Source organism: Campylobacter sp. RM9333 (assembly GCF_020137705.1).
Lineage (GTDB): Bacteria > Campylobacterota > Campylobacteria > Campylobacterales > Campylobacteraceae > Campylobacter_E.
The window spans coordinates 58,088-82,821 of record NZ_JACGAY010000005.1 but is presented as its reverse complement, the minus strand read 5'-3'; the positions used below and the strand labels follow the sequence as shown (position 1 = coordinate 82,821).

At 27.4% G+C, this 24,734-nt stretch carries 25 protein-coding genes and 3 tRNA genes; 14 read left to right on the top strand and 14 right to left on the bottom strand.

The annotated features are described in order from the left end of the window. Positions 1-943, top strand: a 943-nt coding sequence (locus AVBRAN9333_RS03530; protein ID WP_442862224.1) for a Cj0814 family flagellar-dependent secreted protein, incomplete at its 5' end; no start/stop codon positions are given. A 139-nt stretch (positions 944-1,082) separates the two neighbouring features. Here AVBRAN9333_RS03530 and AVBRAN9333_RS03525 read toward each other — a convergent pair. The 4 genes from AVBRAN9333_RS03525 to AVBRAN9333_RS03510 all read right to left on the bottom strand — a co-directional run bounded on the left by AVBRAN9333_RS03525 (position 1,083) and on the right by AVBRAN9333_RS03510 (position 3,995). Beyond that, on the bottom strand, positions 1,083-1,895 hold the full coding sequence (locus tag AVBRAN9333_RS03525; RefSeq protein ID WP_214119709.1) for a cysteine ABC transporter substrate-binding protein: 813 nt from the start codon (positions 1,893-1,895) through the stop codon (positions 1,083-1,085). A 62-nt stretch (positions 1,896-1,957) separates the two neighbouring features. Further along, positions 1,958-2,698, bottom strand: a complete 741-nt coding sequence (locus AVBRAN9333_RS03520; RefSeq protein ID WP_239803371.1) for an amino acid ABC transporter ATP-binding protein — start codon at positions 2,696-2,698, stop codon at positions 1,958-1,960. Continuing rightward, a complete protein-coding gene (locus tag AVBRAN9333_RS03515) occupies positions 2,698-3,354 on the bottom strand; it encodes an amino acid ABC transporter permease (protein ID WP_214115982.1) in 657 nt (218 codons plus the stop codon). The genes AVBRAN9333_RS03520 and AVBRAN9333_RS03515 overlap by 1 nt, the downstream gene beginning before the upstream one ends. Further along, positions 3,351-3,995 (bottom strand): amino acid ABC transporter permease, encoded by a 645-nt coding sequence (locus tag AVBRAN9333_RS03510; protein WP_214115980.1) that lies wholly within the window; start codon positions 3,993-3,995, stop codon positions 3,351-3,353. Before AVBRAN9333_RS03510 ends, AVBRAN9333_RS03515 begins: the two co-directional genes overlap by 4 nt. Before the next feature lie 249 nt (positions 3,996-4,244). Here AVBRAN9333_RS03510 and yedE point away from each other — a divergent pair, with 249 nt between their 5' ends. Both yedE and yedF read left to right on the top strand, forming a co-directional pair. Further along, the gene (gene yedE / locus AVBRAN9333_RS03505; protein ID WP_214115978.1) at positions 4,245-5,429 is read left to right on the top strand and encodes a selenium metabolism membrane protein YedE/FdhT; all 1,185 of its coding nucleotides are present in this window, start codon (positions 4,245-4,247) and stop codon (positions 5,427-5,429) included. Next, positions 5,419-5,643 carry a sulfurtransferase-like selenium metabolism protein YedF gene (gene yedF, locus AVBRAN9333_RS03500; RefSeq protein WP_214115976.1) on the top strand — a complete coding sequence of 75 codons (225 nt, stop codon included), beginning with the start codon at positions 5,419-5,421 and terminating at the stop codon, positions 5,641-5,643. The genes yedE and yedF overlap by 11 nt, the downstream gene beginning before the upstream one ends. A gap of 23 nt (positions 5,644-5,666) precedes the next feature. Here yedF and AVBRAN9333_RS03495 read toward each other — a convergent pair whose 3' ends face one another. The 9 genes from AVBRAN9333_RS03495 to AVBRAN9333_RS03455 form a co-directional block, all read right to left on the bottom strand. Next, positions 5,667-6,827 (bottom strand): multidrug effflux MFS transporter, encoded by a 1,161-nt coding sequence (locus AVBRAN9333_RS03495; protein WP_214115973.1) that lies wholly within the window; start codon positions 6,825-6,827, stop codon positions 5,667-5,669. Between the two features lie 79 nt (positions 6,828-6,906). Then, positions 6,907-7,272 carry a CopM family metallochaperone gene (copM, locus tag AVBRAN9333_RS03490; RefSeq protein ID WP_214119711.1) on the bottom strand — a complete coding sequence of 122 codons (366 nt, stop codon included), beginning with the start codon at positions 7,270-7,272 and terminating at the stop codon, positions 6,907-6,909. A 61-nt stretch (positions 7,273-7,333) separates the two neighbouring features. After that, positions 7,334-8,482, bottom strand: a complete 1,149-nt coding sequence (locus AVBRAN9333_RS03485) for a metallophosphoesterase (RefSeq protein WP_336609438.1) — start codon at positions 8,480-8,482, stop codon at positions 7,334-7,336. A gap of 2 nt (positions 8,483-8,484) precedes the next feature. After that, positions 8,485-9,825, bottom strand: a complete 1,341-nt coding sequence (locus AVBRAN9333_RS03480) for an SH3 domain-containing C40 family peptidase (RefSeq protein ID WP_336609437.1) — start codon at positions 9,823-9,825, stop codon at positions 8,485-8,487. Beyond that, complete coding sequence (locus AVBRAN9333_RS03475) at positions 9,825-11,102, bottom strand: M99 family carboxypeptidase catalytic domain-containing protein (protein ID WP_336609436.1); 1,278 nt, start codon at positions 11,100-11,102, stop codon at positions 9,825-9,827. Before AVBRAN9333_RS03475 ends, AVBRAN9333_RS03480 begins: the two co-directional genes overlap by 1 nt. Next, positions 11,095-12,153 carry a 1-deoxy-D-xylulose-5-phosphate reductoisomerase gene (locus AVBRAN9333_RS03470; protein ID WP_214116014.1) on the bottom strand — a complete coding sequence of 353 codons (1,059 nt, stop codon included), beginning with the start codon at positions 12,151-12,153 and terminating at the stop codon, positions 11,095-11,097. Before AVBRAN9333_RS03470 ends, AVBRAN9333_RS03475 begins: the two co-directional genes overlap by 8 nt. 32 nt (positions 12,154-12,185) lie before the next feature. After that, on the bottom strand, positions 12,186-12,914 hold the full coding sequence (locus AVBRAN9333_RS03465) for a phosphatidate cytidylyltransferase (RefSeq protein WP_239803376.1): 729 nt from the start codon (positions 12,912-12,914) through the stop codon (positions 12,186-12,188). Between the two features lie 9 nt (positions 12,915-12,923). Next, positions 12,924-13,238: a hypothetical protein gene (locus AVBRAN9333_RS03460; RefSeq protein WP_214119715.1), complete on the bottom strand. Its 315-nt coding sequence runs from the start codon at positions 13,236-13,238 to the stop codon at positions 12,924-12,926. Further along, positions 13,235-14,515 (bottom strand): NFACT RNA binding domain-containing protein, encoded by a 1,281-nt coding sequence (locus AVBRAN9333_RS03455; protein WP_214115953.1) that lies wholly within the window; start codon positions 14,513-14,515, stop codon positions 13,235-13,237. The genes AVBRAN9333_RS03460 and AVBRAN9333_RS03455 overlap by 4 nt, the downstream gene beginning before the upstream one ends. A gap of 62 nt (positions 14,516-14,577) precedes the next feature. On the opposite strand from AVBRAN9333_RS03455, the gene AVBRAN9333_RS03450 reads away from it, so the two are divergent. The 11 genes from AVBRAN9333_RS03450 (at position 14,578) to pepT (ending at position 24,012) form a co-directional block, all read left to right on the top strand. Then, positions 14,578-15,831 carry a 3-isopropylmalate dehydratase large subunit gene (locus tag AVBRAN9333_RS03450; RefSeq protein ID WP_214115951.1) on the top strand — a complete coding sequence of 418 codons (1,254 nt, stop codon included), beginning with the start codon at positions 14,578-14,580 and terminating at the stop codon, positions 15,829-15,831. Beyond that, a complete protein-coding gene (locus AVBRAN9333_RS03445; protein WP_336609435.1) occupies positions 15,821-16,402 on the top strand; it encodes a molybdenum cofactor guanylyltransferase in 582 nt (193 codons plus the stop codon). The genes AVBRAN9333_RS03450 and AVBRAN9333_RS03445 overlap by 11 nt, the downstream gene beginning before the upstream one ends. A gap of 30 nt (positions 16,403-16,432) precedes the next feature. Then, a tRNA-Sec gene (locus AVBRAN9333_RS03440) sits at positions 16,433-16,531 on the top strand. A 76-nt stretch (positions 16,532-16,607) separates the two neighbouring features. After that, positions 16,608-17,672: a GGDEF domain-containing protein gene (locus tag AVBRAN9333_RS03435; RefSeq protein WP_214115946.1), complete on the top strand. Its 1,065-nt coding sequence runs from the start codon at positions 16,608-16,610 to the stop codon at positions 17,670-17,672. 2 nt (positions 17,673-17,674) lie between these two features. Next, the gene (locus tag AVBRAN9333_RS03430) at positions 17,675-18,754 is read left to right on the top strand and encodes a GGDEF domain-containing protein (protein ID WP_214115944.1); all 1,080 of its coding nucleotides are present in this window, start codon (positions 17,675-17,677) and stop codon (positions 18,752-18,754) included. Further along, positions 18,747-19,817, top strand: coding sequence for a GGDEF domain-containing protein (locus AVBRAN9333_RS03425; protein WP_336609434.1), 1,071 nt, complete (start codon positions 18,747-18,749; stop codon positions 19,815-19,817). Before AVBRAN9333_RS03430 ends, AVBRAN9333_RS03425 begins: the two co-directional genes overlap by 8 nt. Continuing rightward, the gene (locus AVBRAN9333_RS03420) at positions 19,814-20,884 is read left to right on the top strand and encodes a GGDEF domain-containing protein (protein WP_214119720.1); all 1,071 of its coding nucleotides are present in this window, start codon (positions 19,814-19,816) and stop codon (positions 20,882-20,884) included. The genes AVBRAN9333_RS03425 and AVBRAN9333_RS03420 overlap by 4 nt, the downstream gene beginning before the upstream one ends. 53 nt (positions 20,885-20,937) lie before the next feature. Beyond that, positions 20,938-21,014: transfer RNA gene (locus AVBRAN9333_RS03415), tRNA-Arg, on the top strand. Between the two features lie 4 nt (positions 21,015-21,018). Next, a tRNA-Leu gene (locus AVBRAN9333_RS03410) sits at positions 21,019-21,103 on the top strand. Between the two features lie 147 nt (positions 21,104-21,250). After that, positions 21,251-22,807, top strand: coding sequence for an AbgT family transporter (locus AVBRAN9333_RS03405; RefSeq protein WP_214149724.1), 1,557 nt, complete (start codon positions 21,251-21,253; stop codon positions 22,805-22,807). A 2-nt stretch (positions 22,808-22,809) separates the two neighbouring features. Next, positions 22,810-24,012: a peptidase T gene (gene pepT / locus AVBRAN9333_RS03400; RefSeq protein WP_239803381.1), complete on the top strand. Its 1,203-nt coding sequence runs from the start codon at positions 22,810-22,812 to the stop codon at positions 24,010-24,012. 26 nt (positions 24,013-24,038) lie between these two features. On the opposite strand, the gene AVBRAN9333_RS03395 is transcribed toward pepT, so the two are convergent. After that, positions 24,039-24,713 carry a hypothetical protein gene (locus tag AVBRAN9333_RS03395; RefSeq protein ID WP_214115932.1) on the bottom strand — a complete coding sequence of 225 codons (675 nt, stop codon included), beginning with the start codon at positions 24,711-24,713 and terminating at the stop codon, positions 24,039-24,041. Positions 24,714-24,734: the final 21 nt, after the last annotated feature.

Genomic DNA, 24,734 nt, shown 5'->3' with positions numbered 1-24,734 from the left:
AGTAGAACATAATGAAAATGCAATATCACTTTATAAAATTTGTAAATCAATTGATATAGCAAAAAGCGTTGAAAATGCTTATAAAGTCTTAAGCCAAGTTGTAAGTGAAGATTTTTTAAACTCTAAAGATTTTTTTAATACCGAAGATATAAAGCAATTTCCACAAGGTTATATTCAAGCAAGAAGTGATGAAATCAAAATCAATAAAATTTTACATTCACCTGATGATTATGAGAATAATCACGGAATGACTTTTCAAAATGAACTTTACCAAACTCATCATCCCTTATTTTATTCTTTTGACAATGATGATAAAACCTTACCAAACACAAATGTTTTTCCACCTGATAATATCAAGCAAGACCCTAGATTTAGTGGATATTTTGGTGATTATGACGAAGCAAGACAAAATTATATAAATGAAAATGGAGAAATATCAAAAGGCGGGCTTTTGATAGGTATATTAAAATCAAACCCAACTTTAATTGAAGGAGAAAGCACATATAAAGGTAAATTAAGTGGTTATGATAGAAAAATTAGCTCGGCTACATTTTTTGCATTTGATAAAGCGTTAGGAATGCAAGTAATGGCAAGGGGAGAAAATGGCTTTATGAGTGCTGAAGTTGAGCGTATGCCAAGATGGCTGAAAGATTATGTCAAATTAAATGCTTATGATAAACCATTAAGCCAAAGAAGTGCTATTTTAGGAAGTGCTAATTATACTAAAACCTTATATAGTCTTAATAGTGGATTTTTTAGTAGTAATAAAAAAGCTGAAGAAAAACAAGCTGATGAATTTATGAGAAAGATAAGAGAGTTAATGGGTTTAGAAAATCCAAATAAAAACATTAGCGAATTAAATTATGATGAGTTTTTAAAACTAGCTTTTAGTTTTAGCCAAAATAAAGTATCTAATATAAGATTGTTTGATATAAAAGTTTAGATTATTTTAGAAATTTTATTGCAAAAGTTATAAGATATTTTGATTTTTGAAAAGATTTTCTTATTTTAAATTCTTAAAACTAAATAGAATTTAAAATAAGAATAAAAAGCAAATTAGGAATAATCCTAATTCAAAATTATTAAAGTTTGCCGCCTTCTACAACAACGCTTTCTTTATCAATATCAGTTCCATAAACAGGTGCTAGAGTTTCATCATAATTTTTGTGGAAGAATTGTTCTTCGCCTAGTTTTACTATCTCATTATTTAGCCATTCTAAAAGCTCTTTATTGCCTTTTTTAACAGCAGGTGCTATTACATCAATATCTCCTAATTCACTAATACCTACTACAAAATCAGGATTGTTTTTAACCCAAGCAAAAAGCAAGGTATTATCGTGTGCTAGTGCAGCACCTCTGCCATCTAATAATGCTCCAAAAGTTTCAGTATTTTGGTCGTATTTTGCTAGATTTACTCCGTTTTTATTTTTTGTAAAATACGCATCAGCAGTTGTGCCTTTATTTACGATTAGAGTCTTTCCATCTAGTTCTTTAATGTCTTTAATCTCTGCATTTTTAGGACTTGCAATGCCTAATGAAACTTTCATATAAGGTAATGCAAAATCAACAACTCTTGCTCTTTCAGGTGTTTTTGTAAAATTAGCTAAAATAATATCAACTTTATCAGATTGTAAAAACTCAACCCTACTAGCAGCCTCAACAGGAACTAAGGTTAATTTATCTTCACTACCTAATAAATCTTTAGCAATTCTTTTTGCAAAATAAATATCATAGCCTTGGAATTTGCCTTCTTTATCAACAAAGCCAAATGGTGGTTTATCAGCAAAAACACCTATTTTAATATTATCGCTAGTTTTAATCTCTTCAATATTTCTAGCATTAGCAAAACAGGTTAGTAAAGCCCCTGCAACAAGTGATAAAATAACTTTTTTCATAATTTCTCCTTTAAATAAAATCGCTTGTAATTAAAACGCAAAAAAATTAATAAAAGATAATTTTAATCCTTTTTAAATTCAAACATATTTAAAAATTGCTTAGCTCTATTAGTTTGCGGATTTGTAAAAAACTCTTCAGGACTTGCAATTTCAACGATTTTGCCACTATCCATAAAAATAATTTTATCAGCTACAGCTCTAGCAAATGCCATTTCGTGAGTTACTATTAGCATTGTTTTTTCTTCTTTTGCAAGATTTAATAATACATCTAAAACTTCTCTTACTATTTCAGGATCAAGCGCAGCCGTAACTTCATCAAAAAGCATAATTTCAGGATTCATACATAAAGCTCTAACTATTGCAATTCTTTGTTTTTGACCGCCACTTAGCTCTTTTGGATAGGCGTTTTGTTTATGCTCTAAACCAACTTTTTGTAATAAATCTAGGGCTTGTTTTAAAACTTCATCTTTTTTACGCTTTTGAACTTTCATAGGAGCTAATAAGATATTTTCAAGCACATTTAAATGGTCAAACAATTCATAGCTTTGAAACACCATTCCAACATATTTTCTAATCTCTTGCCAGTTTTTATAATCTTTAGTAATTATTTCATTTTTTATATAAATATTTCCACTAGCTATATTTTCAAGTCCGTTAATACACCTTAAGGTTGTGCTTTTCCCACAGCCACTAGGCCCTACTAAAACAACAACTTCGCCTTTATTAACTTCAAAAGAAATATCCTTTAAAGCGTGGTTATTGCCGTAAAATTTATTAATATTTTCAAGTTTTAAAATACTCATTAACTCCACCTTTTTTCTAGTATTTTTGATATTTTTGATAAGGGATAACAAATTATAAAATATATAAAAAATATAATTGTATAAATATATAAAGGTGCTAGATTGCTAATAAATAATGTAACTTCTTTTAATTGATTACCTATTGCTAAAATATCTACAACACCTATTAAATAAGCTACTGAAGTAGTCTTAATCATACGGCTTAAAAGATTTATTACATTAGGAATTAATCTTTTTAATGCAAGTGGCAAAATAATATATCTATACATTTGGTATTTGCTAAGTGCAAGTGCGATTGAGCTTTCAAATTGGTGTTTAGGAATACTTGTTATTGCACCCCTTACTAAATCCATCATCTCAAACATACCCCAAATCACAAATACAATAATAGTAGCACTAATAGCATCTATACTAAGCCAACTTGACATTCCAAAATATATTAAAAATAGCCAAACGATAATAGGCATAAATCTTATAATTTCAAGAATTATTTTTAGAATATAAAAAATAATTTTATTTCCTAAACTCATAAAAACGCCTAAAACAAGCCCACCTATAATTGAGAAAAATATAGATACAAAAGATATAAATAAAGTAACTTTTAAGCCTTCATAAAGCCTTGAATAAATTGATAAATCAAATAATATTTCACTCATTTTCTAATCCTTGCTTCAAACCAAGTTAAAAATAATGAAAGCGGTAAAATCATTATAAAATAAGCAACACAAAGCATAAATAAAGCTTCATTAGTTACATAATAAAGTCCTATTATATCTTTTGCTGTATAGACTAAATCAGCTAGAGCTATTACACTTACTACTGATGTTTCTTTTAACAAAAATATTATATTTGCATTAATACTAGCTATAGAAACTCTAAGTGATAATGGCAATAATATGTAGTATAAAACTTGATTTTTGCTTAACGCTAGAGCATATCCTGCTTCTATTTGGTGCTTATTAATAGCATTTAAGCCTGATTTTAAACTCTCAGCCATATATCCACCACCTAAAAATGCAAGTCCAATTACTCCACAAGTAAAGGCTTCAAGTTTAATTCCAAGCTTTGGCATTGCATAATATAAGAAAAACAAATGAATTAAAAGCGGGGTATTTCTTGAAAGCTCTATATAAGCATTACAAATTAGTTTTAAAAACCTTAGTTTATGTAGTTCAACCCACATACAAAATAAGCCTATTAAAAATGATAAAACTATGCCATAAAATGCAAGTTTTATAGTAAGGATTAATGCGTCTATGTAAAGTGGATAAAACTCTTTTATAACTTCAAAATCCATCTAAGCTCCTAGCTAAAATAAAAACGGGTTAAATATATCTTTTTTTGATAAATAATATTTGCAATTTTATTTTCAAATTCTTTTAATTTTGTTACAAAAATTATTAATAAATATGTGTTTATATTAAATAATTTTATTCAAATAAATTAACTTGATTTTGAGATAAATAATTTAAAGAAATCTTTAAGAATGCTAATTTATAATCAGCCTTTTAATTTTGGCTAAGTTTTAGCTATACAAAGGATTTTTATGAAAACTTCAAATTTTGGTGCAGAACTTGCACACTTTCATCAAAACTACCTAAGCAAATTCTATAGCAATACTAAAGCGGTTATGGTTTTAAGCATAATGGCAACTTTATATTTTGCTATTTTTGGTGGTGTTTTTGCAGTAACAGGTGAATTTACTCGTATCGGTGGGGAAATTCTTGAGCTTTTTGGAATGGATTTAAGTTCGTATTCATATTATCAAAAGCAAAATCTAAACGGAACTATGCTAACTCGTGTTGATGGAGTTATGATTATTGGACTTATAATTGGTTGTTTATTAGCTGCTAGCGTTGCTAATAAGGTGTATTTTAGAAAAATAGCTTCTAAGACTAGATTTTTTCAAGCATTAGTAGGCGGAATATTAGCAGGATTTGGTGCTAGACTTGCTTGGGGATGCAATTTGGCTAACTTTTTTACAGGTCTTCCTTATTTTTCTTTACATACTTGGGTTTTTGCTATTTTTATGTGTCTTGGGGTTGCAGCGGCTATTTTGGTGCTAAAAATTAAAATTTTTGCTCCTAGATATGAGATGATTAAAACAAATACTCCGCAATTAAAAATAGATAAGAATTTAGAACAAAAAAACAAAATTATTTTATTTCTTAGCGTAATTGCTTTTTTTGTATTCTTTGCATATTTAGCTAGTAATGATACTAAAAATCTTCCTACAGCATTGATATTTGGAGTGATTTTTGGCTGGTTGATACAAAAAGGACAGATTTGCTTTACTTCTTGTTTTAGGGATTTATTTTTATTTAAAAGATATAGTTTTTCTTTAGCTTTATTTGTATCAATGTTAGTTGCTAGTATTTTCGTATTTGCATTATTAAATAAAGGCGGATACAACGCTAAGGTTTTAGAAATATCTCTTGGGCTTTGCACTGGAGCATTTATATTTGGCTTTGGTATAGTGTTTGCAGGTGGTTGTGAATGTGGATTTTTATATCGTGCAGTAGAAGGGCAAACTCATTTTATAGTAGTTGGTATTGGAAATATAATAGGAACTATGCTAATTGCTTTAAATTATGATTTATTACCTAAGTGGTTTTTGAGTGGAGAAAAAATCAAATTAAGCGGATATAGTGGTCTTGGCATTAATATAGCTTTATTTTTAATAAGCATTGCTTTAATATTATTTTATGCAAGGAGAAAAAATGAAAATTGATTATTCTATTTCTTTATTAGGCGAACCTTGTCCTTATCCTGCAATTGTTGCTAATGAAGTAATTCACAAGCTAAAAAGTGGCGAAGTATTAGAAATAATTAGCGATTGTCCGCAAAGTATTAATGGAATTCCACCTGATATGAAAGCTTTAGGTCATAGTTGCGAAGTAGTGCAAAATGGCTCTATTTTAGGCTTTTATATCACTAAAAAATAAGTTTAGAATTTAAAACAGAAGTTTTAAATTCTAATTAACTTAAATCTTAAAATATAAACTAGACTTGCAAGTAAGCAAAAAACGCTTATTATGCAAGCTAGTGCAAAACTCGTATTAGCATTCATAGCACCGACTAAAAACGCTGCAAATCCTGCGAACATAAATTGCATAGCTCCAAGTATTGCTGAAGCACTACCTGAATATTTTTTAGATTTTTGCATAGCTTTTGTAACTAGATTTGGTGTTATAAAGCCTAGCATACATAAAGTTAAGAATAAAAATAAAGTAAAAGTATAAAAATTATTTGATAAGAGTATTAAGCAAAATGAATTAATTATCATTGTTATACAAGCTATAAAAATTACTTTTGATATACCAAATTTAGAAGTAAAATATACATTTAATCTAGCTGTTATCATAAATCCTAAAGAATTTATCCCAAATATTAATCCATATTCTTGTAAGCTGATATTAAAGACATTGGTAAAAACAAAACTTGAGCCACTAATATAAGCAAATAAAGTGCTCATAATTAAACTTGAGCTAATTACATAAATTAAAAAACTTTTATTAGTTAAAACACTTTTATATGCTTTATAAATATTTGAAAATGAAAATGGAATTTGATTTTTGTTACTTTCTTTTATATAAAAAATACTTAAAAATAATAATAAAATTCCAAGACAAAATAAAGTAATAAAAATGCTTTGCCAAGAAAAGTATTTAAGCAAAAGCCCACCAATGCTAGGAGAAATCATAGGAGCTATGCTAGAACTAATCATCATTAATGAAAATACAGCCACTGCTTTTTGCTTAGAAAAACAATCATTTACAATAGCTCTTGCAATCACAACCCCAGCACATCCGCCAAGTGCTTGCATAAATCTTAAAGCAATAAAAGTATAAATATTATCAACTAAAAAACATAAAAAGCTAGATATTATAAATATGAAAAGTCCTATAATTAATGGGATTTTTCTACCATAAATATCGCTAATTGGTCCATATAATAATTGTCCTAATGCAAAGGCTATAAAAAAACTAGCAATGCTTAATTGAGTATAAAACTCACTTGTATTAAAACTATGCTGAACTAAGCTTAATGCAGGTAAATACATATCAGTTGCAAGTGGGGCAATAGCACTTAAAAATGCCAATATTAAAATAAAAAATTTTTCTTTCATCTATACTCCTAAAAAATATGATACTGTCTTAATTTGGCAAATGAAGTTTTATGCAAGGAAAATTACCTTGCATAAATTATTAATGTTGATGATGATTGATTGCTTCTGGATATTTATAGCCTTTTTTCTCTAAATATTCTTGCATAAATTTAATTTCAATTTCTTGAGCTTTTATAATATCATTAGCTAATTTTTTGATATTTTCATCTTCTCCATATTTTAAAACGATTTTAGCCATATCAACAGCACCAATGTGATGAGGTAGCATACCTGCTACAAATGCTATATCAGGGTCGTTTTCATTCATACCTGCTTGCATTTTAGAATGCATTTTCATCATACTTTCATTTAGTTCTTTTTTCATATCGTTTAATTCTTGAGGACTTAAATCTTTAGCAAATAAACTAAATGCACCTAAGCATAAACATAAAAAAATTTTTTTCATAAAATACTCCTTGTTTTAAATAAAGATATATTTTATTAATTAGTATTTTCTATTAAGTAAATTATTTAGATTTTACATTAATTAAGACTATTTCGCTACTTGCATTAAACCTAGCTACTATGCCCCAAAATCCCGCTCCACTTGTTACATACATTTTGCTATTTTTTACATTATATAAACCTTTTAAATATCCTTGCTCAAGTTTAACAGCTAGGCTAAAAGGAAAGATTTGTCCTGCGTGAGTATGTCCAGCTAGGATTAAATCATAAGGGCTAACATCGTATTTTTTAACAAATTTTGGCTGATGGGTTAGTAAGATATTAAACTTATCTAATTTAGGCTTTAATTTGCTAATATCAGGCTCAAAAGTCTTAAGCTTTAGCCCCATTAAATCATTTACACCTGATATTACAAAATCATCAAATTCTATGCTTTTATTATCTAAAAAATGCAATTTATATTTTTTTAATTCCTTAGCGATACTGCCTACTCCGTGATAATATTCGTGATTTCCTAAGACATAAAATGTGCCATAGGTTGATTTTAGTTCATTTAGATAATTAAGGTTTTTGACATTGTTAATTCCTGTATCTACTAAATCTCCTACGATTACTACTAAATCAGGATTTAAAGAATTAATTTTATTAATTATATTTATAAAAAACTCATCATTTAAATTCTTTTTTAGATGAATATCAGCTATCATTGCGATTTTTAAATCTTTTTTTAGTTTATCTTCGTTTAGATTTATTTCTTTTATTTTAGGGACTTTTATTGCGTTTTTTGATACCTTATAAAAAAATACAAAAGCTATGAAAATAAATATATACTCATAATTTAAAATATTTATATCTTTTAAATAATAAATAAGTATAAAAAATATAGGAAAAAAATTGAATATCTCCCATATATCAATTGCTTTTGCAAAATGTTCTTCATAGACTATTTTTGTCTTGATATAATAAAAACTCATAATCATAAAAAACACAATAGTTGAAGCAATTAAAATTATAAAAGAATAATATAAAAGCTCTTTAATTAAGTTTTCTTGAGTAATTAAGCTTAGTTCAAACGCAAAAATAATACTATAAAAAGCCACAATTATTTTTCTAAATTTATTAAAAGTATTATTTTTAATAGTTCTTAAAAGCATATTTGCATTAGCGAAAAATACCAATAAAAAATATAAAATACCAAGTAATATAGCCATAATTAGTCCTTATTAGAATTTAAATTAGGAATTTCAAACTGCAATTCATCAGCAAATAGATTTCTCATACCAAAAATCCTACTTAATATTACATCTTGTTCTTTTACACTTGAGAGATTTTTGCCTGCATCTATTGTGGTTATTGCTACTTTTCCAACGATAATTCTACTCTCAACTCCACGCTCATAATTTTTAATCCCCCATAAATTATGCAATATATAGATTTTGTTATCAAATTCTCCTAGATATAAAACTATATGACCTTTTAGAGCTAGCAAGGTTGCAAAAGGTATTGCATTGCTTTTAATATAATTATATTTTTGTTTATTGCTAAGTTTTGAGATATTAAAAAATATTTTTCTATTTAAATAATCTTTTTGATAGATTTGATCTTGCGAATTTCTAGCTAGAAAAACTCCAAATGTGCCAAATACATCTTTTAAAAAAGCAGAGCAATCTCTATCGCCGTTTAATCCGCCCCAGCCATAGTTTTGTCCTATTAATTCATTTGCGATTTTTTTTAAATCAACGCTAGAAAAACTATCTCCAAGCTTGAAAAAATCTTCTTTTTTAACCTTTATTTCAATAAGTTTTGCGTTATTGTTTAAATCCTTTTTAAAAACTCTTATAGTATAAAAATTAGCACTTTCTTTACTTAATGCCAAAGGCATTCCAATTCTTGCGTATTCTATGAAGTCTTCATTTTTATCTATTAATGCAATTTTATCTTTTTTAGGCATTATGAAGTCTTTTGATGATTTATAAATATTTAAATCTTCATCACTAATAAATGCAATATTTTTATTTTCTATAAAGCCAACTACTACGCTATTATAAATAAAACTCCAGCCAAAATCCTTGCTAAAATGAGAGATTTTAACAGGAGTATATGCGTAGATAAATGAGTTTTGCAAATAATCAAACGGATAGCCTTCGCCTGCTAATTTAGGATTTTTAAATCTTGGTTTTTTAGTAGGTAATAATCTTAAATTACTTGAATGAATAATGATTGCATTTTTTGAAATTTTGTTTAAATTATCAAAATCAGCATTATCTACTATATTTTGCATTAATTTTTGAGAATTTAATTGATAATTTTCTCCATAACCTGTGTCTTTTAAAATATCATTTGCAATATTTTTCATATTGATATTGGTTTTGTCAATTCCCCACACATAAAATAGGTTTTTTAAATAATTTTCTTTTAATTTTTGCGATACTTCTTTATTGATATAAAACTCATTGCTCTCATAATTATTTAAGTCTTGAGATGGAAGAGCAAAATAATTTTTACTGCAAGAAGTAAAAATTACAACACAAATAATTAAAATAATATTTTTCATCATTCAAATCTAATTAAAATTGCACCTATGAATTTATTATCTTCGTAAGCTTCAACCCTATAAATCTTACCTGCTTTATCTATTGAGTATTGTTTTTGCATATTTTTAAGGCTTAGTTTTATACTATCTTCACTATCTTTTGCGTTATAGCCTATGACATTTATCCTTACTTTATCGTGTTTTTTAACTAAAAAATAATTTTTTACTTCAATCATTTTTGCAAAATTAGTTGTGATTTCTTTATCATCAACAATTAAATTTAACTTATCAATAATATCGCTATATTCAACATTTTTTTCTAAATACAAATTAGTTTGAAAGCGATTGCCGTATTGAATACTAAAGCCATTATCTTGATTGTTTTTAAAAATCGCAGTTAATTCATTGCTAGCTTTATAAGTAAATGGCAATTTTATTGGAATAAATCTTATTTTTTCTCTTGGTTTTTGAAGGCTTAATAAAAAGCGATTTTCAATTTTAATTAAAATCGGTTTTTCAATAACTTCTCTTACTGCATTAGGATTTAATTCAAATTCTCGTTCAAACTCAACTCCAGCAGCCTTTAAATAGCTCTCAATTGCTAGTAAATGATAATATGCTCTTTCGTGAGTTAATAGATTTTTGCTAGCTTCGTTTGCATAGGCGGCTTTGCCTTGAGTAATTGCATAATAAGTTAGGCTTTTTAGCATTTCTTCATCGCCATTTGCTGTGTTTGTGTTTTTTAAATGATAGCTATGTAATTTGTGTAATAAATTATTATTTATACTTTCACAAGCCTTACTTGCGATTTCATTTAAATTCCCGTATTTTGCGTCAATTTGCTCTTGGTCAATTATGCAAGAATTTCCCCATTTTTTAGGATTTTTATCCTTATTTATGTAATTTGGAGAATAATATCCACTACCATCGTGAAGATTTATTATGAGTTTTACTTCAGGTAAAGTTATTATTTTTTTGATTAATTCAACCGTGTAATAATCAGGGTCATCTTCGCTAAGTTCTGCGAATTTGCGATTTAAATCTCCAAATTCTCCACGACTTCTAGCAATTATAGAATCAAATGCAAGATTTGGCACGACAATTACTTTTCCTTTAGTGATTTTATAATCAGTGATTAATAAGCTAGCAGCGTGAAAACCACCTGGCTCATCTCCTTGAATACCGCCAAAAATCAAAACGGTATTATCACAAACTTTTTCACATTCTCCTAAAGTGTTTATAGTAAAATTTAAAGCAAATAAATTAAGACTTAAAAATGTTAAAAATATCTTAAGCATTCAAAAACTCTCTTACCATTTTATCTACACTAAACACATCATCAATAGTATTTATTTTACTATCAGCAAATTTATCTAAAGCCTTAAATACTGCGTCACTAATATCATAGAATTTACATTCATCTTTTAAATATTTATATACAAATTCTTCATTAGCAGCATTGATAATAACACCTAAATCAGGATTATTTAATAGCTCATCTTTTAGCCTAAAAATAGGGTATTTATTAGGATTTATCTCAAAGAATTCTAATTTAGCAAGTTTTAAAATATCAAAATACTCACAAGCAGCAAAATCACTCTCGCCTAAGAGTGCATTTGCAATGCTAAGCTTCATATCAGGCACGCTAAAATAAGCACTCATTGAGCCATTAATACTTTCGCAAAATGCGTGAATACTTGAGCTTGGCTCTATGATTGCATCTAATTCTAAATTAGGGTATAAATGTTTTGCTTCTATTAATTCATAAAGCTTATTTGTCATTGTTGCACTATCTATTGTGATTTTTGCTCCCATATCCCAATTAGGGTGTTTTAAGGCTTCATTTGCTTTTAGATTTGCAACTTCATTGTATTTAAAAAATGCCCCACCACTAGCAGTAATTGTGAGCTTTTTAGGGTGTTTAATACCCCTTAAAAGTGCTGCTAATGCACTATGCTCGCTATCAATAGGAGAGATATTAAAAGTATCAAGAAATTTTCCAGCCACAACCAAGCTTTCTTTATTTGCTAAAAAGAGTTTTTTATCTAATTCTTGAGTTTGTAAAGATATTTTAAGCCCTGCAAATCCTACTATTGCATTGATAATTCCATCACTTTTTAAATCTTGCATTATAAATGCAGCGTCTTTTATTGAGTATTTATTAGAATGATTTACTTTATCTAGTATTTCATCACTTGCTAAGACTATTTTAGGATTAAACATTTTTATTTGTTCGTTTAATAATTCATAGTTTTTATAAGCACTAATGCACTCTAATTTAATATCAGCTTGTTTTATTATTTTTAAAGCATTAACGCCGATTGAACCAGTTGAACCAAATACGCTTATAATTTCAGGTTTTGTTGGATTTATAGTAAAGCTCATAAGAATACCACCATAATAATACTAGCAAAAATCAAAGCATCAACTCTATCTAATACTCCGCCATGTCCAGGGAAAAGCTCTCCACTATCTTTAACCTTCGCTAAGCGTTTTAAATAGCTTTCAAATAAATCTCCAAATACAGCAAAAAACGCCATTAAAAATGATAAAAATAAAACTTCTAAAAAGCCAATCTCACTATAAACAAAACTAGCATAAATACTTGAAATTATTGTGCTAATGATAATTCCGCCGATTACTCCTTCTAAAGTCTTATTAGGAGAACTTGGACTAAAGCTAGTTTTTCCATATTTTTTACCTACAAAATAAGCAAAACTATCACATAAAACAACGCTTAAAAGTAGCCAAATAAAGCCACTTAATTCAAATCTAATATAAGTTTCAAAAATAAAGCTAATTCCAATTCCTGCATAAATAAATGGTAGAATTTCTTTTAAATCTCCTTGTTTGTATGCTAAAAAAGAAGCAAGAACTAAAATAGCAAAAATCATAGAAACCACAGGCATTTGAGTATAAATTCCTAATATCAATCCTAAAGCTAAAATTAAATAATTATTTTTAGTATCAAATAATTTACAAGCTTCAAAATATCCAATGCCACTAGCTAATAAAAATATTATTAGCCATAAATAATAAGAATTTATCGCTAGAAAAATTACTGCAATTATTGCAAAAATTAAGCCTGTTTTTATTTTTTCATTCAACATAAATACTCCTTAAACAAGTTTATCAAAAAGCCTATCGCTTTCTTTTATTTCTTCAATTTCTTCATCTTCTTCTATCATAACACCGAAAAAATTAGCTCTTTTATGCTCTTTTTTAGGGCGTTCTTCTTGATATGATTTTTCATCATCAAGATTTGTGTTTGTTTTTGAGCTTTCGCTACTTTCTTCTATTACATTAACTTCTGGCGTAACTAAAGTAATTTGCTCATCAGCAAACATTTTTGCATTATGTTTTGCGTGATTATCAATCGCTACGCCTTGATTTTGATTTATATAATTTATATTTCCAATATTATTTACACTCATAAAAAAACCTTTATAGTATCGTAATTAACATAATTAACGAATGCTTTTTCAATAATTTTTACATTTGCTCTTTTTGTAAAATCTACTAAAAAATTACCTTCTTTTTTACCAGAATAACAAGCACAAAGACTTGCAGCATGATAGATTAAATCTATATCATAGCTTTTTTTGTTGCTTGAAATTATTACATGAGAGCCTTTTAAATCCTTTAAATGAAACCATAAATCATCTTTTTTGCTATTTTTTAGCAAATATTCATTAGCGTTTTCATTAAGTCCTACGCTAATTTTGTAATCATTTACATAAAAATTTAATATGTTTGGATTTTGCTGGGTTTTGCCTTTTTTATTGTTTTTTGCGAATAATGAGCGTAAAAATACTTCATCTTTTGTGCAAATTATTGCTTGTTTTAGACTATTTAAAGCATTTATTTTTTCGTTTAGATTATCTTTTTCTATGCTTATATTTTTTGCTTTTTGGCTTAATTTTTTAGCGTTTTTATAAATATTATTTAGCTCATATTTTGCAGAGTTGATTAAAGAATATTTATAAATTCCTATTTCAAATTCTCTTTCGTAATCTTTGATTTTATATAAGTTTTCTTTTAGTGCATCGCCTTTTGCGTATTCATAAAGTGCTTTTTTGTTTAGCAATTCTTCATCTTCTAAAGAATTTATTAAAAGCTCTAATTTTTCAATTTTTTTATCATTTTCCATTATTTTTTGAGCTTTTAATGAGTTTAATTTCTCGTTTTGAAGACTTGCAAAAATATTTGCGAAATAAATTTTAAAATCTTCAATTTTTATATTTTTTTCAGTGATTTTTGTAGGTTCTAAATCTATGTAAGGTTCATTTTGTAAAATATCTCTAAGGTTGTTTTTGCCGTATCTTAAGGCACTTATTATATTTCTTTTATCATCTAAGATTAGTGCATTTGTAAATTTTCCTGAAAACTCAAGTATTAAATAAAATTCCATTTTTTTATAAGCGTGAGCTAAGGCTAGTTTAAACTCTAAAATCCTATTATTTATAGGCACTTTAATATCTAAAATACTTGCGTTAAAAAGCATTTTTTTAAGTTGTAAATCAAATGGACTAGTATAATCTTTAGCATATAAATTACCACTATAAATTGCACTTTTGCCCTTGGTTAAATCAAAATATAGTTTATCTTTAAACTCAATACATAAGCAATTATCATTTATTCTATATGCACGATTTATCTTTTTATATTGCTTTAAATAATCTTTAATTTGCACTAAATCATAATAATTCATTTTTAATCCTTTTATTAATTTTAACGGCTAAAATTAATAAAATTAGAAAAAAAGGGAAATCTATGACTTTAACAGAACAAATATTTGCTCATCATATAGGAAAAGAAGTAAAAGCAGGTGAGATTATTGATTGTCCTATTGATATGGTAATAGGAAATGATATTACAACTCCAATTTCTATTAAACAATTTAAAAAAAGTGGTGCTACAAAATTAGCTAATCCTGATGGCTTTGCAATTGTGCTTGACCACTATATTCCTGCAAAAGATATTCTAAGTGCAAATCAAGCAAAAATTAGTAGAGATTTTGCAAAAGAACATAATTTAAAATATCTTTTTGATGAAAAAAATATGGGTATTGAACATGCACTTTTACCTGAAAATGGACTTATTAGCCCAGGTGATGTGATAATTGGTGCAGATAGCCATACCTGTACGCACGGAGCTTTAGGAGCATTTGCTACTGGAATGGGAAGCACTGATTTAGCGTATGCAATGATAACAGGTAAAAACTGGTTTAAAGTGCCAAGTGCTATTAAAGTGCAGTTTCGTGGAAAATTAAAGCCTTGGGTTTATGGAAAAGATTTAATTTTAGAAATTATTAGAATTTTAGGCGTTGATGGGGCTTTATATAAATCATTAGAGTTTTTTGGAATTGAAGAGCTTGATATGGATAGCCGTTTTAGTTTATGTAATATGGCGATTGAAGCAGGTGCAAAGAATGGAATTTGTGCTGTTGATAATGTTACAAGAGAGTTTTTAAACTCGGTTAATTTAAAGAGAAAAGGCGTTGAGTTTAGCCACTTGCCAAATGCTGTTTATGAAAGAGTAATTGAGATTGATTTAGACAAGCTTGACCCTGTTGTAGCATATCCATTCTTACCAAGTAATGGTAAAAGTATAAAACAAGCTGTAAGTGAAAAGGTAAAAATTGACCAAGCATTTGTAGGCTCATGCACAAATGGAAGGCTAAGTGATTTAAGAATTGCAGCGAGTATTTTAAAAGATAAAAAAGTTCATTCAGATGTAAGAATGATAATTACTCCAGCTACAACTAAAATTGCTTTACAAGCTCAAAAAGAAGGCTTAATGGATATATTTGCTAGTGCTGGTGCAGTTGTAAGTAATCCAACTTGTGGTGCTTGTTTAGGTGGGTATATGGGGATTTTAGCTGATGGAGAGCGTTGTATATCAACTACGAATAGAAATTTCGTAGGTCGTATGGGTGCAAGAACTTCAGAAGTTTATCTTGCAAATAGTGCAATTGCTGCTGCTAGTGCAATTAAAGGATATATTTGTTCTCCTGATGAGCTTTAAAAATAGCGTTTGCCTAATTTTAGGTGGTGGAAAATCAAGTAGAATGGGGCAAGATAAGGCTAATTTACGCTTTATTTATAAAAAGCGTGAAATTAGCCTGATTAATTATTTATATGAAAAATTACAGCCTTTATTTAATGAAATATATTTTTGTGCTAAGACTAAGCCAAGTGATTTAAAATGTAAATTTTTAAAAGATAATTATGAATATTTTCATCCAATTAATGGTTTAAAGACTTTTAAAAATATTAAAATTCCTAATTCAAATTCTGTTTTTGTAATTGCAGTTGATTTTGTAAAAATTAATAAAAGCTCTATAAAAAGACTTTTTTATAAACATAAAAGATATAAAAGTTCAGTAGTGGCAAAAAGTATCAAAACTCATTTTTTATGTGGTTTTTATAAGATGAGCGATTTAAAATATTTAGATGAATTAGATGAAAATTGCAAAATCAAAGATTTTTTTATAAAGTCAAAGGCAATTACTTTAAGCTTTAAAAATGATAATGCTTTTTTAAATATGAATACAAAAAGTGATTTTGAAAAGTTTATTAAAAGTTACAGATATTAAACATTTTATGCTATAACTAAGCCTTTTTTATGGAGAGTTTGGCCTACTGGTGTAGCCCTAAGACTTCAAATCTTGTGGTGGGGTAGTTGACTATTCTGCGGGGGGTTCGATTCCTTCACTCTCTAGCCAAGTTTTGGAATTTTAAATAATATTTTAGGTTTAAATTATAAAATATTTTTTGATTTATGGTTTTAGGAAAAATAAGTTGAAAGAGATTAGAAGAGTTGATAATTTTGAATATATAATAAAAGTTACCGTTGTTATTATTGGCTTAGTTCATCTTATATATGCTGTTAGTTTTACTCTAACGGGGCTATATTTCTTATTACCTTCTAGCTTAATTCAAATTATTATTTCTTTATTAGTAGCTTATGTAGTGTTGATAAGAAACAAGGGATATGCAATTGCTACTTTATATGCGCATTTAGATATATTATTTTCTTGTTGTTATTGCACTTATTATCTTGGATGGGGCTATGGTTTTACTATGATAATAGTTCTTTTATTATCATTAGCATATTTACAAAATTTCAATACTTTCTTAGTTCCAATAGGTATAGGACTTGTAGAAGCGACTGCTTTTTTTGTAATGCTTTATATTACAAAAGATACTCCAAATTATCCAAATCCTTATATGCCATATATAAATATAGCTAATTTTTTATTTATGGTAGTTACATTGCTAGTTTATATTTGGCTAAATGATAGAGAAAACGCCAAGATTATTAAGCAACTTGATGCTAGAAAAGAATTCTTACAATATAAAGCTGAAAATGATTATTTAACCACACTTTTAAATCGTCGTGCTATGAATGAGATATTAGATAATATGTTAGAAAAATTAAAAAATAAAGAAGTAAATTCTTTAGCATTAGCAATAGGAGATATTGATAATTTCAAGCATTTAAACGATACTTATGGTCATAATTTTGGAGATTTAGCTTTAAAAGAAGTTTCTAAAGTGTTTAAAAACGAATATGAAAACAATACAAATACTTATGTGGCTAGATGGGGTGGAGAAGAATTTTTAATACTATTTAGCAATTACTCTTACAATGATGTTTTAAATTCTTTAGAAAAAAGTAGAAAATCTATTGAAAAATTACAAATTAAAGATAATTTAAATGAAACTAGCGTTACTATTTCAATAGGTGTTAGTTATTCTATAAATTTAATTAATAAAGATGTATTGATAACAAAAGCAGATGCAGCACTTTATAGTGCAAAAGACTCTGGAAAAAATAGAGTAAAGTTAGTTAATTTAGGTTAGATATGGGAAGTTTTTTAGATCAAGATGATTTAGTTGTAGCAAAAAAAATTGCTAGATATATACTAATTATATTTTCAACATTATATTTTTTATTATCTATTTTAATGGGTTGGTTAGGTCATAACTATCCTATGTTTGTTAATTTGTTTTTAGCTTGTATATATTTGTATTCATTAAAAAAGTTAGATTTATTAGAAGTCAATAGTTTAGTATATACGGTGCATTTTGTTTGTATAGTTTATGCTATTTTTATGGTTCTTTATTTTGGTTGGAGTTTTGGAGCTCAATATTTTTTAATACCTTGTATAGCTTTTTGTTATGTAGGTCAATTTGAAAATAGAAAAATTATCTATACATTAGCAATTTTTGAGAGTATAGTTTTTGAATTATTGTATATATTTATGGAAGTTAATAAATATACTTTACAAAATCAACTATATGTGCTTGGATACAATATTAATGGCATATTTTATATTATTCATAGCTTATTTGCGTGTCTTACAATTATAATTGTTATGTATTTTTTAAAAATTAAAGTTTATAAAACAATTGAGACAAAAGAAAATGCAAATGAAGTTTTAAGTATTAATGCTTCTACAGACCCGCTTACATATTTACTAAATCGTTGGGCTTTTATGGAAAAAATTCATTTAATTCAATATAAAAAGAATTTTCATTTTGCTTTAATAGATATAGATTTTTTTAAAAAAGTTAATGATACTTATGGGCATAGTGTTGGAGATGAAGTTTTAAGAGTAACCGCAAGTTGCATAAAGCTTAATTTTTCAAGATACACTGATATGATTGCTAGGTGGGGCGGGGAAGAATTCTTAGTATTTGCATTAGGTTGCAGTGAAGAAGAATTTTATGAAGCGTGTAATAATTTTAGAAAAGAGCTAAAAAATAATAAATTCTGTGCTGGCGATTTTACGATAAGTGCTAGTGTTGGTTGTTTGCATGTAAATGGCGATTTTTCATATAGTAATTTTGATAATTATATTAAAAAAGTTGATGAATTATTGTATATGGCAAAAAATAGCGGTAGAAATAGGATAGAAGCAAAGCGTATAGAAGATGAATGAATTTAGAAAGATAGATAATATAAGACAATTAGTAAAAATCACAATGATTTTACTAACAATAACCCATACTACTTATGGGAGTGTATTTTATTTTCTAGGTCTTTATCCTATGGTTAATATTAAGTTTATTGAAGCTTTTATTGCTTTAGTAGCTACGATTTTTATTTTAAAAATTGACAAATATCATAATATTGCTGTTTATTTTACACATGCTTCTGTTTTGCTGTCTTGTTCAATTTGCACATATATTTTAGGGCAAGGATATGGTTTTTTAATAGTTATGATAGCACTTTTATCTCTTGGCTATGTTCATGACTTTAGCAGTTCTAAATATCCTTTGATTATTGGTATTTTTGAAATTATTTTATTTATAGTTACAATAATTATTACAAAAGATGTTCCTGATTTTAAAAGCGAATATATGGTTTTTGTATATGTATTTAATGTTATAAATATTACTTCTGTAATTATTTTTTATTCGTTTTATACGCATAGTATTGATGAGAATGAAAGTAAAATATTAGAAAAAGAAAGCATTAAATTACAAAATAAAGCTGATTATGATTATTTGACAAATATTTTAAATCGTCGTGCAATGAATGAAATTTTACATATATATCATAATTATTTTCAAAAAGACCAGATTCGTTCTATGGTAATTGTCTTAGGTGATATTGATAATTTTAAGAGTTTAAATGATGAGTGCGGTCATAATTTTGGAGATATTGTTCTTAAAAATACAGCAAAAATCATTAAAGATAAAATATCTAAAAGAGCTTCTAGTTATGTAGCTAGATGGGGTGGAGAAGAGTTTTTAATGCTATTAACAGGTCTTAGCATAGATGAAAGTGAAGAACTAATGAATGAGATTAGGGAAGATTTTGCTAACTATACTCATAAAGATGGTTATAATGCTAGGAAAACTACAATTACTTTTGGAATTTGTTATTCTTTAAGACTTGAAAGTATAGATTATATGCTATCTCAAGCTGATAATGCCTTATATAGTGGTAAAAAATCAGGTAAAAATAAAGTAGAAACTATAGTTTTAGGACAAATATGATAGATTTTGAAAAAAGAAAATATGAACTAGTAGAAGTTTTACAAGCTGAAAAAATTATGAAAGGTATTTTAGTTTTTAATTTAGTATATGCTTTAATAATGATAATTAATGATATTCCTTATTTGTTTTTAACGTATTTTATGCTAGCTGGATTATTTTTAGTATCGTTAGTATTTGTTAAGAGTAATAATTTTAATGCTTGTATTTATGTTACTTTTTTTTCTTGTTTTGTTTTTTCTGCTAGCTCAATTTATTATCTTGGGTGGGGTTATGGGTTTGAATATTATATATTACCTATAATATCTTATTTTTATATAGGTATTTATAGGAAAAAATACATTATATATTTAATAGCGACTTTCGGACTTATTTATTATTTGGCAATGTATTATTTTTTTTGTGTGAATGATTATTCTTTAGATATACCTTTATATTTATTTAGCGATGGTTCTAAATTCTATTTTAATTGTTTTAATGGGATTGTAGTATCAACTATTTTTGTAATTGTATCAAGTGTTTTAAGAAAACAAATATATATTGAATTAGAAAATAGACAAAATATAAATAAAAAGCTTGATAAAAGTGCAAATTTTGATTATTTAACAAGACTTATGAATAGATGGTGTTTTATAGATAGTATTGAAGATTTAAATATTAAAAGTAAGGTAAGTATTGCTTTAATAGATGTTGATTATTTTAAAAAAGTAAATGATACTTACGGACATAGTGTGGGAGATGAAGTATTAAAAAATTGTGCAAATTTAATGAGAAAGCATTTTGGAGAATATACTGATTTGATTTGTAGATGGGGTGGAGAAGAATTTTTAATATTAGCTTATAATGTATCTGCTTTAGATTTTGAAAATGCTTGTGAGAATTTTAGAATAGAGTATTCAAATTCTACATTTTCTGTTGAAAGCTTAACTACTAGCGTTAGTATAGGTTTAGTTTTTATAGAAGATAATTTTGCTAATAATATTTTAGATGAATATATAACAAGAGTTGATAAGTGTTTATATGAGGCTAAAAATACAGGTAGAAATAAAATAATAAAAAATATAATTTAATTTAAGCAAAAATTAATTTTATTAGGATAATATACAGCTTTTATTTTTAGTGTGCGTTCATAGCTCAGCTGGATAGAGCAACGGCCTTCTAAGCCGTAGGTCAGAGGTTCGAATCCTCTTGGGCGTACCACTTAGCGGATGTGGTGAAATTGGCAGACACGCCAGACTTAGGATCTGGTGCAGCAATGCGTGGAGGTTCAAGTCCTCTCATCCGCACCACTTATCATCTTAGTTATACTTTTTCAATTATATTTTTAATATTTGTTACGAAAAGTTACATTAACACATAAAAGTGCTAATTTTCTTTGCTTAAAATCTGATTTTATTGTAACATAAGTCCTTTCATTTTATCAAAAAGGAGCCTTAATGGTAGAAAACCAGCAAATCAAACGAAATGGATTTGAAAAAATCTTACACAAAATTGAAGTATTAGGAAACAAATTACCTGATATTACAATTCTTTTTTTAATTGCATTTTTTATTGTGATGATTTTAAGTTTTGCATTAAGTTTTATTGACTTTTCTTATATTCATCCAGTTAGTCACGAAAAAATTGTAGTTAAAAATATGTTTGAAATTCATAATTTAACTGAATTAATAGTTAGATTAGGCGTTAATTTTATAACTTTTCCTGCTTTACAATTAGTTTTAGTTGCTACTTTAGGAGTTAGTATTGCAGAAGGCAGTGGTTATATTAGAGCATTACTAATTAAAATGATAGGAATAGTTCCAAAAAGCATTGTTGTTCCTGTGGTTATATTAATTTCTATATTTTGTCATATAGTATCAGATAGTGCTTATGTATTTTTAATGCCAATTGCAGCTGCTATGTATTATAGTGCAGGTCGCCATCCAATAGCTGGAATTACTACTTCATTTGCTGCACTTGCAGGTGGGTTTAGTGCTAGTTATATTCCAAGTGTAGTTGATCCATTAATGCAAGAATTTACTCAAAAAGCAGCAAGGACAATTGACCCTGAAATAAGCGTAAATGTATTATGTAATTATTTTTTAAGTATTTTTTCAACCTTTAGCGTAATTGCTGCTTGTTGGTTTGTTAGCTCAAAAATTATTGAGCCTATGCTAAATAAAACTATGCCTATTGATAGTGATTGTAAAATCGCTCATTTAGAAAATGAGAAATTAAGCTCACAAGAAAATAAAGCTTATTGGGGAGCGACTTTAACATTTATATTTATGGCTTTATTATTATTTGTTGTATCAATCCCAGAGAATTCTGTTATGCGTGGTGCTAATGGCTCACTTACTAGTGCTGATGCGGCTTTAATGAAAGCTATTGTTCCATTAGTATTTTTATTCTTAGCAATTCCAGGATATGTATATGGAAAAATCAGTGGCTCTATAAAAACATCAAGTGATTTATCAAAAATGGCTGCTAGTAGTTTAAATACTCTTACTACCTTTATTGTATTTTGTTTTGTATGCGGGCAGTTTTTATATGTATTTAATACTTCAAATCTTTCAACTCTATTAGCAATTTCAGGAGCTGAGTTTTTAAAGAGTATGAATATGCCTTCAGTTTTTACAATTTTAGGAGTGATTATATTTACAAGCTTTTTAAATATTTTTGTTACATCAGCTACATCAAAATGGGCTATATTAAGCGTTATTTTTGTTCCTATGTTAATGTTACTTGGAATTAGTCCTGAACTTACTCAAGCAGCATATAGGACGAGTGATAGTGCAGTAAATGTTATGACACCTATGTTTCCATTTTACCCATTAGTGATTGGTTATTGTCAAAAATATTATAAAAAAACAGGAGTTGGAACACTTAGTTCATTAATGCTTCCATTTGGTATTGCTTTATGGATAGCTTTAGTTGGTAGTTTATTTATATTCTGGGCTTTAGGTCTTCCGTTAGGATTTGATACTACTTATGTTTATAATTTTAAAGGTTAGATATGTTGGTAGAAGACTTTATAAAATATGTAAAAATCTCATCTCAAAGCGACGCTAGTAAGAGTAATACTCCTACTAGCGAAGGGCAGTTGCAATTAGCGAAATTATTAAAAAGTGAGTTAGAGAATTTAGGACTTAGCGAAATTAAGCTAAATGATAATGGCATTTTAACCGCACTTTTAGCTGGTGATAAAACTAAGACTAGCTTAGGTTTTGTAGCTCATCTTGATACTATTGATGTTGGGCTTAGTCCTTGTGTAAATCCTAAGATTTTAAGATTTGAAGGCAAGGATTTAGATTTAGGTAAGGCAGTTTTAGAGATTTCTAAACACCCTGAAATTATGAAGTATTTAAATGAAGACATTATTTTTAGCGATGGCTCATCTGTTTTAGGGGCTGATAATAAGGCTGCAATTGCTGTTATTATAAACTTAATTAAAACTCTTAAAAATAGTGATATTAATCATCCTGATATATTTTTAGCTTTTGTGCCTGATGAAGAAATAGGGCTTTTAGGCTCAAAGCAGCTTAATTTAGATGATTTTAGAACAACTCATCCTTATACTATTGATTGTTGTGAGGTTGGGGAATTAATGTATGAGACATTTAATGCAGCAAGTGCAAAGCTTAATATAATAGGTGTTTCAGCACACCCAATGAATGCTTATAAAATAATGCTAAATCCAACTTTATTAGCAAATGAGTTTATAAATCTTTTTGATAGATTGCAAACTCCTGAAAATACTAAAGATAAAGATGGATATATTTGGATAAATGAAATGCACTCAAATCAAAACGAAGCTAGTGTGTGTTTAAATATAAGAGACCACGATAAAACTAAATTTGAAGAGAAAAAAGAATATATTAAAACTTGCGTTGATTTTATGCAAAATAAATATAAAAAAGCTAGTTTTAAACTAGAAATGAGTGATACTTATTACAATCTAAAAGATGCTCTAAACGATGATAATAAAGATAGTTTAGATAAATTATATAAAGCTTTTGAGCTATCAAATATTAAAGCAAATACAATTGCTATGCGTGGTGGGACTGATGGAAGTGCGTTGAGTGTAAAGGGTCTTTTTACCCCGAATTTTTTTACAGGAGCGCATAATTTTCATTCAAGATTTGAGTTTTTACCTGTTAAATCACTTGAAAAATCTTATGAAGTAGCACTTAATTTAGTAAAAATATATTCAAACTAGGAATTTTAATTCCTAGTTTTAAATTCTTAAAAACTATATCCTAAATTAACTCCGTATCTAATACCTTTAGCTATTACATCATTTGTATAACTTGCTTTAATTCCTGCATAAAAGCCGTCTAAATTTCGAGTGAATTTATAACCTAGCATAAGATTTGCTTCATAATTTAGTCTTTTTTGTTGCTCGTTAAATAATTTATCTCTTTTATTATCTAAATAAAATTTTGCAAAAGCACTAGCTTCAACAACTAATCCTTCATCAAAAATATTCATAGTGCTAGCTCCTAATTTGATTAAATTAGTATTAGCTACTAAATCTTTAGTATTAGTTTTGCTTTTGATTTTTTCATGACCTAAGCCACCTAAGATATTAAAGCCTGATTTAACTCCTACATTATTATTAAAAAATCCAATACCACCCAATACATTAACAGCAGTATAAGTGCTTGAAATTTTGCCACTTTCTATATTATTTTTATATTCTGAATCAAAGTCGTGAATGCTTAAATCTGCACCAAAAACAAAATCATTATCATAATTACTAAGTTTATAAGAATTTATAAAAATTCTTCCTTGATAAATACCATTATCGCTTAAATTAAGCCCGTAATCTTTAGCTTTTCCTACCATAAAATCAGCACCTACGAAGTTTTGTGCGTTTAGGCTGATTACACATATTAGTGTTGATAAAATTTTTTTCATATTATCTCCTTTTTAAAAAAT